This is a genomic window from Pseudomonas sp. LBUM1649, assembly GCF_059716155.1.
Window position 1 is genome coordinate 526715 of sequence record NZ_CP166807.1, and the last position, 14762, is coordinate 541476.

The 14762-nt window shown below is 61.0% G+C and carries 13 protein-coding genes and 1 riboswitch; of the genes, 11 read left to right on the top strand and 2 right to left on the bottom strand.

Annotation, left to right across the window (positions count from 1 at the left end; translation table 11 throughout):
* The first annotated feature begins 68 nt into the window (after nucleotides 1–68).
* Together ACA058_RS02320 and waaA are read left to right on the top strand one after the other, a co-directional pair.
* Nucleotides 69–983, top strand: coding sequence for a LysR family transcriptional regulator (locus tag ACA058_RS02320; protein WP_497637667.1), 915 nt, complete (start codon nucleotides 69–71; stop codon nucleotides 981–983).
* Entirely contained in the window at nucleotides 976–2253 is a 1278-nt protein-coding gene (waaA, locus tag ACA058_RS02325; protein WP_497637668.1) for a lipid IV(A) 3-deoxy-D-manno-octulosonic acid transferase, read from the top strand. The genes ACA058_RS02320 and waaA overlap by 8 nt, the downstream gene beginning before the upstream one ends.
* A 104-nt stretch (nucleotides 2254–2357) precedes the next feature.
* Here waaA and ACA058_RS02330 read toward each other — a convergent pair whose 3' ends face one another.
* Nucleotides 2358–3791, bottom strand: coding sequence for a TolC family outer membrane protein (locus ACA058_RS02330; RefSeq protein WP_497637669.1), 1434 nt, complete (start codon nucleotides 3789–3791; stop codon nucleotides 2358–2360).
* Between the two features lie 203 nt (nucleotides 3792–3994).
* Nucleotides 3995–4100, top strand: a riboswitch (TPP riboswitch).
* Between the two features lie 163 nt (nucleotides 4101–4263).
* Here ACA058_RS02330 and thiC point away from each other — a divergent pair.
* Both thiC and cytX read left to right on the top strand, forming a co-directional pair.
* A complete protein-coding gene (thiC, locus tag ACA058_RS02335) occupies nucleotides 4264–6153 on the top strand; it encodes a phosphomethylpyrimidine synthase ThiC (protein WP_497637670.1) in 1890 nt (629 codons plus the stop codon).
* A gap of 141 nt (nucleotides 6154–6294) precedes the next feature.
* Complete coding sequence (cytX, locus tag ACA058_RS02340) at nucleotides 6295–7587, top strand: putative hydroxymethylpyrimidine transporter CytX (protein WP_497637671.1); 1293 nt, start codon at nucleotides 6295–6297, stop codon at nucleotides 7585–7587.
* On the opposite strand, the gene ACA058_RS02345 is transcribed toward cytX, so the two are convergent.
* Nucleotides 7556–8302 carry an RsiV family protein gene (locus tag ACA058_RS02345; protein WP_497637672.1) on the bottom strand — a complete coding sequence of 249 codons (747 nt, stop codon included), beginning with the start codon at nucleotides 8300–8302 and terminating at the stop codon, nucleotides 7556–7558. The two genes, cytX and ACA058_RS02345, sit on opposite strands and share 32 nt — an antisense overlap.
* 223 nt (nucleotides 8303–8525) lie before the next feature.
* On the opposite strand from ACA058_RS02345, the gene ACA058_RS02350 reads away from it, so the two are divergent.
* The 7 genes from ACA058_RS02350 (at nucleotide 8526) to ACA058_RS02380 (ending at nucleotide 14756) form a co-directional block, all read left to right on the top strand.
* Nucleotides 8526–9143 carry an NUDIX domain-containing protein gene (locus ACA058_RS02350; protein WP_323626742.1) on the top strand — a complete coding sequence of 206 codons (618 nt, stop codon included), beginning with the start codon at nucleotides 8526–8528 and terminating at the stop codon, nucleotides 9141–9143.
* Nucleotides 9134–9586, top strand: coding sequence for a DUF1249 domain-containing protein (locus ACA058_RS02355; protein WP_008063540.1), 453 nt, complete (start codon nucleotides 9134–9136; stop codon nucleotides 9584–9586). Before ACA058_RS02350 ends, ACA058_RS02355 begins: the two co-directional genes overlap by 10 nt.
* Nucleotides 9587–9689: 103 nt before the next feature.
* Nucleotides 9690–10505 carry a 3',5'-cyclic-AMP phosphodiesterase gene (gene cpdA / locus ACA058_RS02360; RefSeq protein WP_497637673.1) on the top strand — a complete coding sequence of 272 codons (816 nt, stop codon included), beginning with the start codon at nucleotides 9690–9692 and terminating at the stop codon, nucleotides 10503–10505.
* 181 nt (nucleotides 10506–10686) lie between these two features.
* Nucleotides 10687–11295, top strand: coding sequence for a YqiA/YcfP family alpha/beta fold hydrolase (locus ACA058_RS02365; RefSeq protein WP_497637674.1), 609 nt, complete (start codon nucleotides 10687–10689; stop codon nucleotides 11293–11295).
* A 43-nt stretch (nucleotides 11296–11338) separates the two neighbouring features.
* Nucleotides 11339–13246 carry a DNA topoisomerase IV subunit B gene (gene parE / locus ACA058_RS02370; RefSeq protein ID WP_497637675.1) on the top strand — a complete coding sequence of 636 codons (1908 nt, stop codon included), beginning with the start codon at nucleotides 11339–11341 and terminating at the stop codon, nucleotides 13244–13246.
* Nucleotides 13246–14235 (top strand): esterase-like activity of phytase family protein, encoded by a 990-nt coding sequence (locus tag ACA058_RS02375; RefSeq protein WP_497637676.1) that lies wholly within the window; start codon nucleotides 13246–13248, stop codon nucleotides 14233–14235. The genes parE and ACA058_RS02375 overlap by 1 nt, the downstream gene beginning before the upstream one ends.
* Nucleotides 14232–14756, top strand: a complete 525-nt coding sequence (locus tag ACA058_RS02380) for a retropepsin-like aspartic protease family protein (protein ID WP_497637677.1) — start codon at nucleotides 14232–14234, stop codon at nucleotides 14754–14756. The genes ACA058_RS02375 and ACA058_RS02380 overlap by 4 nt, the downstream gene beginning before the upstream one ends.
* Nucleotides 14757–14762: the final 6 nt, after the last annotated feature.

Consider the following 14762-nt stretch of genomic DNA (forward strand, 5'->3'; position numbering starts at 1 on the left):
TCGGCATTCTAGAGATTCTCCAGATGCGGTAAAGTCATTACCTATCTGTTCTGAAGATGGGTTTGCCTATGCAATGGAATCTTGAACAACTGCGCTTATTCGTCGGTGTGGCGGAGCAACGGTCGTTTTCTGCCGTGGCACGGGAGCAGCGCAAAGCCCAGTCGGCGGTCAGCAGTGCGATTGCGCTGTTGGAGGAAGATCTGGGCGTGAGCCTGTTCGACCGCAGCAGCGGGCGCCAGCCGAAACTCACCGCAGCCGGCAACGCCTTGCTGGAAGAGGCGCGGGAAGTGCTGCGCCAATGTGAGCGCCTCAATGGCCGGGCGCTGGCGATCATGCGCGGTCAGGAAGCTCGCTTGCGTCTGGCCCAGGACGAGGCCATGCCGTACCAGCCGGTCATCGAAAGCTTTGAAGCCCTGGCGGAAAAATTTCCCAGCCTTGAAGTGCAACTGACCAGCGCTGCCCAAGGTGATGTGGCGCGCAAACTGGTGGAGCGTCGGGCCGATCTGGGTTTGTTGTTTTATCACGATCAAATTCCTGAAGCCCTTGAGCGGCGGGTGCTGGGCAGCGTTGAGATGGTTACCGTGTGTGGCGTCGGGCATCCGTTGGCGGCAAAGGCTGAAGTGAACTGCCAGGAACTGGCGCAGCATCGTCAGCTGCTGATGTCCACGCAGTCCAGCGTCTACCCCGGCAGCGAACCGGCCAGCCCGCAGGTCTGGCGGGCCGACAGTTTTTATGTGATGGCTGAATGGCTGGTGCGCGGCCTCGGCTGGGCCTGGTTGCCGCGTCACGTGGTGCAGTACCCGGCGTATCAGGATCTGATGGTCGAATTGGTCAGCGAATGGACCCCGCCGGCGCTGGTGGTTGAGCTGGTGTGGCGCCGCGATGAGCCACTCGGGCCGGCGGCGCGCTGGCTGGCGGAGCGTTTTGCCGTGCATTTGCAGGCGATCGGTGAAAAAACCGATAAACTCCGCCGCCATGAATAGAACTCTCTACACCGCGCTGTTTTACCTGGGGCTGCCATTGGTGGCGATTCGGCTGTGGCTTCGCGCGCGCAAGGCGCCGGCGTATGCCAAGCGCATCGGCGAGCGTTTCTCCTACGGGATGCCGACGATGAAGCCCGGGGGTATCTGGGTGCACGCGGTGTCCGTGGGTGAAAGCATTGCCGCCGCACCGATGATTCGCGCCTTGTTGCAGCGTTATCCACAGCTGCCGATCACTGTGACCTGCATGACTCCGACCGGATCGGAGCGCATCCAGGCATTGTTCGCCAACGAACCGCGCATCCAGCACTGCTATTTGCCGTACGATTTGCCGTGCGCCGCCAAGCGTTTTCTTGATCGGGTCCAGCCGAAACTGGCGGTGATCATGGAAACCGAGCTCTGGCCCAACCATATCCATCAATGCGCCAAGCGCGGAATTCCTGTGGCCCTGGCCAACGCGCGACTGTCTGAACGTTCGGCCAGAGGCTATGGCCGCTTCAGCAAGCTGACCGGGCCGATGCTTGCCGAGATGAGCCTGTTCGCGGTGCAGACCGAAGCCGAAGCCCAGCGTTTCCGGAAGTTGGGCGCGCGGGCGGAAACCGTCGAAGTCACCGGCTCGATCAAGTTCGACCTGACCATCGACCCGCAACTGTTGCAGCGTGCTGCCGAGTTGCGCGGGCAATGGCAGGCACAGGAACGCCCGGTGTGGATCGCCGCCAGTACCCATGATGGCGAAGACGAGGTGGTACTGGCGGCCCATCGTCAGTTGCTCGCTAGCCATCCCGATGCCTTGCTGATTCTGGTGCCGCGCCATCCCGAGCGTTTCGATCCGGTATTCGAATTGTGCCGCCAGCAGGGTTTTGCCACAGTGCGGCGCTCCAGCGCAGAGGCGGTCACCGCCGCCACATCGGTGCTGTTGGGCGACACCATGGGCGAACTGTTGTTTCTCTATGCCTTGGCCGACAGCGCGTTCGTCGGCGGTAGCCTGGTGCCTAATGGCGGGCATAACCTGCTTGAGCCGGCGGCTTTGGCCAAGCCGGTGCTCAGTGGCCCGCACCTGTTCAACTTCCTTGAAATCGCCGCGCAGTTGCGCAGTGCCGGGGCGTTGCAGGAGGTTGAGGATGCACAAGGGCTGGTGGTGGCGGTGCAGCGGCTGTTCGAATTGCCGAGGGATGCGCAGCGCATGGCCGAGGCGGGGTTGAAGGTGATGCGCACCAATCAGGGGGCGTTGCAGCGGTTGCTCGATGGGTTGGGGCGGTTGATCGAGCGGTAGACCGAATCATGTAGCGCACACAAACCCTGTAGGAGCAAAGCTTGCTCGCGATAGCGATCTCAAGGACGCCATCGCGAGCAAGCTTTGCTCCTACAGAGGTGTTCTCAGGGTCGGGCTTTGAGCTGTTCAGCTGCTGCCTTCGCCAGATCCGGCGGCAGGAAGTCCTTGTCCGGGTTGTAGTTGGGATTGAGCCAACGTGCCAGATCCTGCAAATCCCCCGGGTTCAGCGTACCGGCCTGCTGCTTCAAACGCAGGTTGTCGAGGATGTAGTCGTAGCGGGTGTTGTTGTAGTCGCGAACCGAAGTGTAGAGCGAGCGTTGCGCATCCAGCACGTCGACGATGTTGCGCGTACCCACCTGATAACCGATTTCGGTCGCTTCCACCGCACTCTGGTTGGAGATGATCGACTGCTTGCGTGCCTGGACCTGTTCGACATCGGTATTTACCGCGCGGTGCAGGTCGCGGGTGTTTTCCACGATTTGCCGGCGCAGGGATTCGCGTTGCTGTTCGGTCTGGTCCAGTTGTGCGTAGGATTGACGCACCTGGGAGTTGATCAGGCCGCCGCTGTAGATCGGGATGTTCAGTTGCAGGCCTATCGAGGATTGCTCGACGTCGCCCTTGTACGGCTGGCCGAATGCGCTCGGGTTGCTGAAGCCCAGTGCATCGTTGTCGCCTTTTTGGTATTGCGCCACCGCATCGACGGTCGGTGCATGACCGGCCTTGCGCTGCTTGAGGGTTTGCTCGGCGGCGCTGACGGCGTAGTTGCTGGCCAACAGGTTGAGGTTTTGCCTGGCTGCCGTTTCGACCCAGGACTTGGCGTCGTTCGGTGCCGGCGGCAGGATCGGCAGGTTGTGGCTGATGCCCTGGATCGAGTTGTACTGGCGGTTGGTCAGTGTCACCAGGGCTTCGAAGGCATCATCCACCTGGCGCTGGGCGACGATGCGGTTGGCGCGTGCGGTGTCGTAGCTGGCTTGTGAGTTCAGTACGTCGGTCTTGTCCGAGAGGCCGACATCGAAGCGCTCGTTGGACTGATCGAGTTGACGCTTGAACGCGGCTTCCTCGGCCTTGGTCGAGGCCAGGTTGTCCTGGCTGCGCAGCACGTTGAAGTAGCTGTCGGCGGTCTGCAGGATCAGGTTCTGCTGGGTCGCGGAGAGTTGCAGCGCAGCTTGTTCGTTGACGTCCTTGGCGGCCTGGAACTGGAACCAGCGGTCGGCGCGGAACAGTGGCTGCGCCAGGGTCGCCTGGTACGAATGGGCATTACGGTTGGCCGTGGCCGACGGCTGATCGATCGCGGTGCGCACGCTGGCAACATCGGCACCGCCGGAGAGATTGGGCAGCAACCCGGCGCGGGCCTGTGGCACGACTTCCTTCTGGGCGCCATATTGGGCGATAGCGGCGGCGAGGTCGGCGTTGTTGTTCACCGCTTCCTGATAGACGCTGACCAGATCGGTCTTGGTCGATAGGGGCGCTTCTGCTGCCCAGGCCATTCCATTGGACGCACAAGACACGGCAACGGCCAGTGAGAGTTTGCGCAGCATGAGGCGATCCCTTAAAAATTACGCTGATAATTTGAGCGCCAAGGCTACGGCGCAGCACATGCAGCGTCAATGCGCAGCTTGGCCGTTGCGAGTGTAGTTGCGCACACGTTCGGCAACAATCCTGCCGTTCCCGGTAATTACGCCATTCATCACGGTGTTTGCAGCGGTGTTGGCGTTCTTTGCCAGTTATGTCTAGACTGGCCGGGTTCTTGTCGGGGTGCCTTGCTATGAGGCTGAGATCGAATAATTTCGGATCCCGTTGAACCTGATCAGGTTAGCGCCTGCGTAGGGAACAAGATTTCTCGTCACCCGGCGAGTCCTCTTGTGCTTCGTCCGGGATGTTGTTCGACAATCGAACACCCCTCGAGCACTGAGCACAGCACAGCTGGTTTTCCAGCGCCCGTGCGTCCATTCGTTTACAGGTTCGCTCCGACAAAATTCCACTGCCTGGATGCTGTCTGGAGAGCCCGTGATGACTACAAAAGCAAAAATCGCCACCAACCTGAGTGACTCGGCCAAGGTCGATCAGCAATCGGTGCAGCCGTTTACCCGCTCGCAAAAAATCTATGTCCAGGGCACTCGCCCGGACATCCTCGTGCCGATGCGCGAAATCAGCCTCGACGTAACGCCGACCGACTTCGGTGGCGAGGTCAACGCGCCTGTGGTGGTGTACGACACCTCGGGCCCGTACACCGACCCCAACGTCGTCATCGACGTGCGCAAAGGCTTGGCCGATGTGCGCTCGCCGTGGATCGAATCCCGTGGCGACACCGAGCGCCTGAGCGGCCTGAGCTCCAACTTTGGCCAGGAGCGCCTTGCCGACCCGGAACTGACCAAGCTGCGTTTCGCCCACGTCAACAACCCGCGTCGCGCCAAGCCGGGCGCCAACGTCAGCCAGATGCATTACGCGCGCAAAGGCATCATCACCGCCGAGATGGAATACGTCGCCATCCGCGAAAACATGAAGCTGGAAGTGGCCCGTGCCGCCGGCCTGCTGGACCAGCAACACGCCGGTCACAGCTTCGGTGCCAGCGTGCCGAAAATCATCACTCCGGAATTTGTCCGTGACGAGATTGCCCGCGGTCGCGCGATCATTCCGGCCAACATCAACCACACCGAGCTGGAACCGATGATCATCGGCCGTAACTTCCTGGTGAAGATCAACGGCAACATCGGCAACAGCGCCCTGGGTTCGTCCATCGAAGAAGAAGTGGCGAAACTGACCTGGGGTATTCGCTGGGGTTCGGACACGGTCATGGACCTGTCCACCGGCAAACACATTCACGAAACCCGCGAGTGGATCATCCGCAACTCGCCAGTGCCGATCGGTACGGTGCCGATCTACCAGGCTCTGGAAAAAGTCGGCGGCGTGGCCGAAGACCTGACCTGGGAGCTGTTCCGCGACACGCTGATCGAGCAGGCCGAGCAGGGCGTCGACTACTTCACCATCCACGCCGGCGTGCTGTTGCGCTACGTGCCGATGACCGCCAAGCGCGTGACCGGCATCGTCTCCCGTGGCGGTTCGATCATGGCCAAGTGGTGCCTGGCGCACCACAAAGAGAACTTCCTCTATACGCATTTCGAAGACATCTGCGAAATCATGAAGGCCTACGACGTCAGCTTCTCGCTGGGCGATGGCCTGCGTCCTGGCTCGATTGCCGACGCCAACGACGAAGCGCAGTTCGGCGAACTGGAAACCCTCGGCGAGCTGACCAAGATTGCCTGGAAGCACGACGTGCAATGCATGATTGAAGGCCCGGGCCACGTGCCGATGCAGTTGATCAAAGAGAACATGGACAAGCAGCTGGAATGCTGTGACGAGGCGCCGTTTTACACCCTCGGCCCGCTGACCACGGACATCGCGCCGGGCTACGACCACATCACCTCGGGTATCGGTGCGGCGATGATCGGCTGGTTCGGTTGCGCCATGCTTTGCTACGTCACGCCGAAGGAACACTTGGGCCTGCCGAACAAGGATGACGTGAAGACCGGGATCATCACCTACAAGATTGCCGCGCACGCCGCCGATCTTGCCAAAGGGCATCCCGGCGCGCAGATCCGCGACAATGCCTTGAGCAAGGCACGCTTCGAGTTCCGTTGGGAAGATCAGTTCAACCTGGGCCTGGATCCGGACACCGCTCGTTCGTATCACGATGAGACGTTGCCGAAGGATTCGGCCAAGGTCGCGCACTTCTGCTCCATGTGCGGGCCGAAATTCTGCTCGATGAAAATCACCCAGGAAGTCCGCGAGTATGCGGCCAACCAACGGATCGAAGCGGTGGACGTGGACGTCGCCCAAGGCATGGCCGAACAGTCCGAGCGCTTCAAGAAGGAAGGCAGCCAGCTGTATCAGAAAGTTTGATCTGACCTGAAAAGGTAGGGGCCTGAAAGGGCCTCTTCGCGAGCAGGCTCGCTCCCACAGGAGAATGCATTCCAATGTGGGAGCGAGCCTGCTCGCGAAGGCGATCTACACAACAACAAATGTCCCTCTGAGATAACACCCTTGAGCATTCAACCGAGTACTTATTCACCCGACATCGCGGTGCCGACCGACAAGCGTGTGTTCGGCGGTCGCGACCTGTTTTCCCTGTGGTTCTCCCTCGGCATCGGCCTGATGGTCCTGCAGACCGGCGCGCTTCTGGCGCCCGGCCTGGGCCTGTCCGGCTCGTTGCTGGCGATTTTCCTCGGCACGCTGGTCGGTGTTCTGCTGCTGGCTGCCGTCGGCGTGATCGGCAGCGACACCGGCCTGTCGTCGATGGCCGCGCTCAAGCTCAGCCTCGGCAAACGTGGCGCGAGCCTGCCGGCCGTGCTGAACCTGCTGCAATTGATCGGTTGGGGCTCGTTCGAGATCATCGTCATGCGCGATGCCGCCAGCCTGTTGGGCGCTAAGGCCTTCAGCGACGGCAGCACGCTGTCCAATCCAGTGCTGTGGACGCTGTTTTTCGGCGCTCTTGCGACCTTGTTGGCCGTGAGCGGTCCGTTGACCTTCGTGCGCCAGATCCTGCGCAAATGGGGCATCTGGCTGCTGCTGGCTGCGTGCATCTGGCTGACCTGGAACCTATTCGCCAAGGCTGACCTGGCCGCATTGTGGGCTCAGGCCGGTGACGGTTCGATGCCGTTCGCGGTGGGCTTCGACATTGCCATCGCCATGCCGTTGTCCTGGCTGCCGCTGATTGCCGACTACTCGCGTTTCGGCAAGCGTGCGAAAAACGTCTTCGGTGGTACAGCCATCGGCTTCTTTATCGGTAACTTCTGGCTGATGAGCCTGGGCGTGGCCTACACCCTGGCGTTCGCGCCGAGCGGTGAAGTCAATGCCTTGCTGTTGGCATTGGCTGGCGCGGGTCTGGGCATTCCGCTGTTGCTGATTCTGCTGGACGAATCGGAAAATGCCTTTGCCGACATTCACTCGGCAGCCGTTTCCAGCGGGATTCTGTTGCGCCTGAAAGTCGAGCACCTGGCCTTGGCCATCGGCGTGATCTGCACCCTGATCGCTTTGCTGGCGCCACTGGCCCAGTACCAGAACTTCCTGCTGTTGATCGGTTCGGTGTTCGCACCGCTGTTCGGCGTGGTGCTGGTGGATCACTTCATCCTGCGCAAGCGCAGCGGCCAGGTGGCATCGGCCGCATTGCGCTGGCCGGCGCTGCTCGCCTGGTTGGGCGGGGTCAGCACCTATCATCTGCTGGCCAATCTGTATCCGGATATCGGCGCAACCCTGCCGGCGTTGATCCTGGCAGGGCTGCTGCAGCTAGTGCTGGGCCGGGCCTTCAGTTACGGCCGGGAAACAGCTCGGGCTTGATGATGCCGTTCAGGCGAGGGTAGGGGATCTTCAGTTCGACATGGCCCAGCGCGTAAGGCGCGATGCTGCTGGTTTCGTACTTGAGGATCACCCCGCCGTAGGTCAGCGCCACGTTCTGGGTTTTCTGGAACGGCCAGCTCTTGACGAACTCCGGTTCCTGATCGAGCTTGGTGCTGATCAGCCAGCTGTTGTGCGCCACCTGCGCGGCTTTCCAGAACGCATCTTCCTGCCCCGGCACCAGCATGTCCGAAAGCGTCAGCACTTTTTGCTGCTGACGCGAATAGTTGATGAAACCTCGACCCGGCGTGCCATGGGCACCGCCGGTGTCCAGGTAACTGGACAACTCGATGATCACCAAGCCGTCATGCTGCTCACGTACTTTGGCCTGCAAATAGCTGCTGTTGCGCGGGCCGGCGGTGCGCAAAAACTGTTCGCGATAGGCCGCCAGCGTCGGCGCCACCGGGGCGTCGGGTGAGGTACGGGTCATTTGCAGCAGGCGTTTTTCGATGATGCCGTCGAGCGCAGGCTCGGCGGGGAAGTGCAGGGTGTCGATGTTCACCAGCGGGCAGTCCTGGTTGGTACAACCTGGCTTGAGCTGCTCAGTGGCGTCGCGGGTGGTTTCCAGCGGCGCGCGATAGTTGGGCTGGAACAGGCTCTGGCAAGCGCCCAGGGTCAGGGCGAGAGCGGCCACGGAGGCAATTTTAAAAAGCGACATGGGCGTCCTTCATAAAACAGGGAAAGGCGAAAAGTTACCCGCTTCGACTATCAACGGAGCAGTCAGTTCGCCACTAAGCTAATTAGAGTGGGTTTCGCCCTCACCGTCTATCTCGCTGAAGGTAAAGGGGCTGCATCAAACCTCACGGGCGCGTTAGGATGGCGCGAAGTCGAGGTTCCAGGAAAAAAGGAACCTCGTATCGGTTTGCAGTAAGAGGATAGTCATGACTGATTTTGCCAAAGCCATTCCGACCGCCGTGGATATCGTTCGGCGCGAAAAGTGCTTCGAGGGTTTCTACAAGCTCGATCGCGTGCACTTGCGCCACGAATTGTTCGCCGGCGGCATGAGCCGCGAAATCAGCCGTGAATTGTTCGTGCGCCACGATGCGGTGTGCATGCTGCCCTACGACCCGCAGCGCGACGAAGTGGTGCTGATCGAGCAGTTTCGCGTCGGTGCGCTGGGCAAGACCGACAATCCTTGGCTGATCGAACTGGTCGCTGGTCTGATCGACAAGGATGAGCAACCGGAAGAAGTTGCTCACCGCGAAGCGCAGGAGGAAGCTGGGCTTGTCATCGGGGCGCTGTGGCCGATGACCCAATATTTTCCATCGCCGGGCGGCAGCAACGAATTCGTGCATTTGTACCTGGGACGTTGCGATAGTAGTGGGGTAGGCGGCCTGCATGGGCTGGAGGAAGAGGCTGAAGATATCCGCGTCACGGTGTGGGCTTTCGAAGACGCCCTGCAAGCCGTACGCGACGGACGAATTGCCAACGCGGCCAGCATCATTGCCTTGCAATGGCTGGCACTGAACCGCGTTGAAGTGAGGGGGCTATGGTCGTAAACAAGCTGCGCGATCGCTATCGGGTGGACCTCGTGGGGCTGCAGGCGTCGTGTGAGGCGAACTACGCGCGCCTGATGCGACTGTTGCCGGACATGCGCAGCGAGCCAGCGGCGCGGCGTATCGCCGTGACCCATGGCGACCAGATGCTGGGCGTGCTGGCGCTGGAGGTGCTGCAGGTCTGTCCCTACACCACGACCCTGCAGGTGCGCCAGGAACACAGCCTGCCGTGGCTGCCGGTGCCCCAACTGGAAGTGCAGGTCTATCACGATGCGTGCATGGCCGAAGTGGTCAGCGCCGAACATGCGCGACGCTTTCGCGGCATCTATCCTTACCCGAACGCCTCGATGCATCAGCCCGACGAAAAGGCCCAACTGAACATGTTTCTGGGTGAATGGTTGAGTCACTGCCTGGCATTGGGGCACGAGTACGAAGTGGTCCGTTAACGTTCTTGTGAACTGCGTCAGGTTCACGGATTCCCCTTTTCGATCATCCCCCAGCATAATTGCGCCATTATCCAATCCCGCGATCACGCCCTGGGAGAACACCTTGCCGAGCGTATCCACCTTGACCACCGCCGATCCGGCGTTGCTGGTGCAACTCTCCGACAGTCATCTGTTCGCCGAGGCGGACGGCACGCTGCTGGGCATGAATACCCGCGATAGCCTGCAAAAAGTCATTGAGTTGGTGCGTGTGCAGCAGTTACAGATCGATCTGGTCCTGGCCACCGGCGATCTGTCCCAGGACGGCACGCTTGCGTCCTACCAGCAGTTTCGTGAATTGACCCGGCAGATCGACGCGCCGGCCCGCTGGATTCCCGGCAACCACGACGAACCGCACATCATGGCCGAGGCCGCGGTACAAAGTGCTTTATTGGATCCGGTGGTGGATATTGGCAACTGGCGGGTCACACTGCTCGATTCGGCAGTGCCAGGCTCGGTGCCGGGGTATTTGCAGGACGAACAGTTGCAACTGCTGGCCCGTTCTTTGAGTGAGGCGCCAGAGCGGCATCATCTGGTGTGCTTGCACCATCATCCGGTGTCGATCGGCTGTGCGTGGATGGAGCCAATCGGGCTGCGTAATCCCGAAGCGTTTTTTGAGGTTCTGGATCGTTTTCCACAGGTACGCGCCGTGCTTTGGGGGCATGTGCATCAGGAAATCGATCAATTGCGTAACAACGTGCGTCTGATCGCCTCGCCATCGACGTGTATTCAGTTCGAACCGGGCAGCGAGGATTTCAAGGTCGGGGAGCAGGCGCCGGGGTATCGCTGGTTGCGGTTGTTGCCGGATGGGCGGCTGGAAACCGGTGTGGGGCGTGTGACCGGGTTCGATTTTCAGGTCGATTACGGCTCCAACGGCTACTGACACGCCCGCCTTCACTGTAGGAGCGAGCACGCTCGCGAAAAACGCAATGACGACACTGGAAATCAGGCAACCAGCGTTATCGTTGGCGACCATCGCGAGCATGCTCGCTCCTACAGGGGCATCCAACATCTCCAACACCCTGTAAACTCCGCCTTCCTTACCCGACCCACAGGGAGTCTTCATGTCCGGCTCGATCCTTTATATCCACGGTTTCAACAGCGCGCCTGCGTCGAAAAAGGCCACTCAGTTGAGCGAAGTGATGGAGCGCCTGGGCTTGAGCGATCAACTGCTTGTGCCGGCCCTGCATCACCATCCCCGCGAGGCCATCAGTCAGCTGGAGCAGGCGATTGAAACGCTCGGGCGGCCACTGCTGGTCGGCAGCTCACTCGGCGGCTACTATGCGACTCACCTGGCCGAGCGCCATGGCCTGAAGGCCCTGTTGATCAACCCTGCCGTCAGCCCGCATCGGATGTTCGACGGGTTCCTGGGGACACAGAAAAACCTGTATACCGAAGAGACCTGGGAAATGACCCGCGACCACGTGACGGCCCTCGCCGAGCTGGAAGTGCCGGCACCCCAGGATCCACAGCGCTATCAGGTATGGTTGCAGACCGGTGACGAAACGCTGGACTATCGCCTCGCCCAACAGTATTACCGGGCCTGCGCCTTGCGTATCCAGGCCGGCGGGGACCATGGTTTCCAGGGTTTTGCCGAGCAGCTTCCGGCGATGCTGAGTTTTGCCAGCATTGGCGCAGATTTGTATCAGGCGATTGATTTCACCGCGCTGTGAAACCTTGCCCTTATTTTCAATGAAAGACTGACGACGAGACCCCATGGCCACTCCCAGCGCTAGCTCTTATAACGCCGACGCCATCGAAGTCCTCTCGGGCCTCGACCCGGTGCGCAAACGCCCCGGCATGTACACCGACACCAGTCGGCCGAACCACCTCGCCCAGGAAGTCATCGACAACAGCGTCGACGAAGCCTTGGCCGGGCATGCCAAATCGGTGCAGGTCATCCTCCACGCCGATCACTCGCTGGAAGTCAGCGATGACGGCCGTGGCATGCCAGTGGACATTCACCCCGAAGAAGGTGTTTCGGGCGTCGAGCTGATCCTTACCAAGCTTCATGCGGGCGGCAAGTTTTCCAACAAGAACTACCAGTTCTCCGGCGGTCTGCACGGGGTGGGTATTTCAGTGGTCAACGCCTTGTCGACCGAAGTCCGGGTGCGTGTAAAACGTGACGGCAACGAATACCAGATGACCTTCGCCGACGGTTACAAGAAAACCGAGCTGGAAATCGTCGGTACGGTTGGCAAGCGCAATACCGGGACCAGCGTGTTCTTCGCCCCGGATCCGAAATATTTCGATTCGCCGAAATTCTCCATCAGCCGTCTCAAGCACGTGCTCAAGGCCAAGGCCGTTCTGTGCCCGGGGCTGCTGGTCAGTTTTGAAGACAAGGCCACTGGCGAGAAAGTCGAATGGCATTACGAAGATGGCCTGCGTTCCTACCTGGTCGATGCCGTCAGCGAATTCGAGCGTCTGCCGGACGAGCCGTTCTGCGGCAGCCTGGCCGGTAACAAGGAAGCCGTGGACTGGGCGCTGCTGTGGCTGCCGGAAGGTGGCGACGCGGTACAGGAAAGCTACGTCAACCTGATCCCGACTGCCCAGGGCGGTACCCACGTCAACGGCCTGCGTCAGGGCTTGCTCGACGCCATGCGCGAGTTCTGCGAATTCCGCAGCCTGTTGCCGCGCGGCGTGAAGCTGGCGCCGGAAGACGTCTGGGAACGCATCGCTTTTGTGCTGTCGATGAAGATGCAGGAGCCGCAATTTTCCGGCCAGACCAAGGAGCGTCTGTCGTCCCGTGAAGCGGCGGCGTTCGTTTCTGGTGTGGTCAAGGACGCCTTCAGCCTGTGGCTCAACGCCCACCCGGAAACCGGTCTGGCGCTGGCGGAACTGGCGATCAGCAACGCCGGCCGTCGCCTGAAGGCCAGCAAGAAGGTCGAGCGCAAACGCATCACCCAGGGGCCGGCGTTGCCGGGCAAGCTCGCTGATTGCGCCGGGCAGGACCCGATGCGTTCCGAGCTGTTCCTGGTGGAAGGTGATTCCGCCGGCGGTTCGGCCAAGCAGGCGCGGGACAAAGAGTTCCAGGCGATCCTGCCGTTGCGCGGCAAGATCCTCAACACCTGGGAAGTCGACGGCAGCGAAGTGCTGGCCAGCCAGGAAGTGCACAACATTGCCGTGGCCATCGGCGTCGATCCGGGCGCCGCGGACATGAGCCAGCTGCGCTACGGCAAGATCTGCATCCTCGCCGACGCCGACTCCGACGGACTGCACATTGCGACCCTGCTCTGCGCGTTGTTCCTCCAGCATTTCCGCCCGTTGGTGGATGCCGGTCACGTCTACGTCGCCATGCCGCCGCTGTACCGCATCGACCTGGGAAAAGAGATCTACTACGCCTTGGATGATGCCGAGCGCGACGGCATTCTCGATCGCCTGGTGGCCGAGAAGAAGCGCGGCAAGCCGCAGGTCACCCGATTCAAAGGCCTGGGTGAGATGAACCCGCCGCAGCTGCGAGAAACCACCATGGACCCCAACACCCGGCGTCTGGTGCAACTGACCTTGGGCGATGATTTCGACGCGACCTCGGAAATGATGGACATGCTGCTGGCGAAAAAACGCGCCAGCGACCGCAAGACCTGGCTGGAGTCCAAGGGCAACCTGGCGGAGGTGCTGGGCTGATGCGGCTGGGCTTTGCCCTGGCGTGTGCGTTGCTGCTGACCTCGATGACGGTGTCTGCCAAGCCGACACCGCAGTTGCGTCTGTTGTCCGAACATGCCGTGGACGGCATGCGCGGTGGCAACCTGTCCGGGCTGGCCCAGTGCGGCAAAGAGCTGTGGACGGTCTCCGACCGCGACGACGATCAGATCTACCGCCTCGAGACGGGCGATGGTGTCTGGTACGCGGAAGCAGTGGGCATCGGCGTCCCGCCCGTGCCGGACAACGGCTTGCCCTGGGGTTTGCGTTCGCGGGCCTGGGTGTCGTCGTTCGTGCGTGGCGGTGATCTGGACTTCGAAGGGATCACCTGCGACAGCGCCGGAAATCGCTACGTGGTCAGCGAATCCCATGCGGCGGTGTTGCAAATTCCGCCAACCGGGCCGACCTCTTGGCTGAAGATTTCACCGATCATGGTGCGCGAGGCGCGGGCCAGCGGCATGTTGCTGCGCTTCAATGCGTTGTTCGAAGGCCTGGCAATCAATCCGCAAGGTGACCAATTGTGGTTGGCTGCCGAGCGCGAGAATCGCGGGTTGCTACTGGTCAAGCGCCAGCAAACCCTGTGGGACTGCGATGGTGGTTGTGTGCTGCTGAGTGAAGGCGGAAAGGAAATGCAACCTGCGCAATTTCCCAGCGCCAGAGCGATGCCCCGGGATTTTGCCGATCTGTCATGGTTCAACGGCAAGCTGTTTACCCTTGAGCGCAACGCGTTCGAGATTTGTCGCCGTGATGCGGTGACGGCCAAGGTCGAACGTTGCTGGTCGTTTGCCGATGAGGCGTTGCAGGACGATCGTCGTTATCCCCAGGACTTTGCACTGACCGAAGCGTTGATCGTGGACGCCGAGGGTGCCTGGATCGGTGTCGACAACAACACCGGTGCCCGCGCCGATGGCGAGGTTCGTCCGATCGTCTGGCGCTTTGCTGCACCTGAAGGTGGCTGGAGTGCCAAGCCATGAGCCAGCAAACGCCGGGCAAACGTGCCGGTCGGGTATTGATGGTACTGGCCTGGTGCGCCGCGTTGTTTCTGGCGACGCGGTTTTTCGGCCAGTGGGAAGAGCGTCAGCAAAACCCGAATGTGGTAGTGAGCTCGCAGCTCGGCGATGGTTTCGTCGAAGTGAAACTGGTCAGCAACGGCCAGGGACATTTCGTTGCCAGCGGCCATATCAATGGTCAGCCGGTGAATTTCATGCTCGATACCGGGGCGACCGATGTGGCGATCCCGGCGCAAATGGCCGAACGGCTGAAACTGGAACAAGGCTTCGGGGTGACCCTGAGCACCGCCAACGGTCGAACCGAGGGTTATCGAACCCGCGTCGACCGCCTGCAACTGGGCGACATTGTGTTGCGTGATGTGCGCGCCCTCGTCGTGCCAGGCCTGGATGGCGATCAAGTGCTGCTCGGTATGAGCGCGCTGAACAAACTTGAATTTACCCAGCGCGGTGGCACCATGCTGCTGCGCCAGACAACGAACCGATGAGGCCCG

What these genes read in the sequence shown, in the direction of transcription:
- ACA058_RS02375 (WP_497637676.1), top strand. Translation starts at nt 13,246, where the DNA reads ATGCGGCTGGGCTTTGCCCTGGCGTGTGCGTTGCTGCTGACCTCGATG.
- parE (WP_497637675.1), top strand. Translation starts at nt 11,339, where the DNA reads ATGGCCACTCCCAGCGCTAGCTCTTATAACGCCGACGCCATCGAAGTC.
- ACA058_RS02320 (WP_497637667.1), top strand. Translation starts at nt 69, where the DNA reads ATGCAATGGAATCTTGAACAACTGCGCTTATTCGTCGGTGTGGCGGAG.
- ACA058_RS02330 (WP_497637669.1), bottom strand. Translation starts at nt 3,791, where the DNA reads ATGCTGCGCAAACTCTCACTGGCCGTTGCCGTGTCTTGTGCGTCCAAT.
- ACA058_RS02380 (WP_497637677.1), top strand. Translation starts at nt 14,232, where the DNA reads ATGAGCCAGCAAACGCCGGGCAAACGTGCCGGTCGGGTATTGATGGTA.
- ACA058_RS02350 (WP_323626742.1), top strand. Translation starts at nt 8,526, where the DNA reads ATGACTGATTTTGCCAAAGCCATTCCGACCGCCGTGGATATCGTTCGG.
- thiC (WP_497637670.1), top strand. Translation starts at nt 4,264, where the DNA reads ATGACTACAAAAGCAAAAATCGCCACCAACCTGAGTGACTCGGCCAAG.
- ACA058_RS02345 (WP_497637672.1), bottom strand. Translation starts at nt 8,302, where the DNA reads ATGTCGCTTTTTAAAATTGCCTCCGTGGCCGCTCTCGCCCTGACCCTG.
- ACA058_RS02355 (WP_008063540.1), top strand. Translation starts at nt 9,134, where the DNA reads ATGGTCGTAAACAAGCTGCGCGATCGCTATCGGGTGGACCTCGTGGGG.
- waaA (WP_497637668.1), top strand. Translation starts at nt 976, where the DNA reads ATGAATAGAACTCTCTACACCGCGCTGTTTTACCTGGGGCTGCCATTG.
- ACA058_RS02365 (WP_497637674.1), top strand. Translation starts at nt 10,687, where the DNA reads ATGTCCGGCTCGATCCTTTATATCCACGGTTTCAACAGCGCGCCTGCG.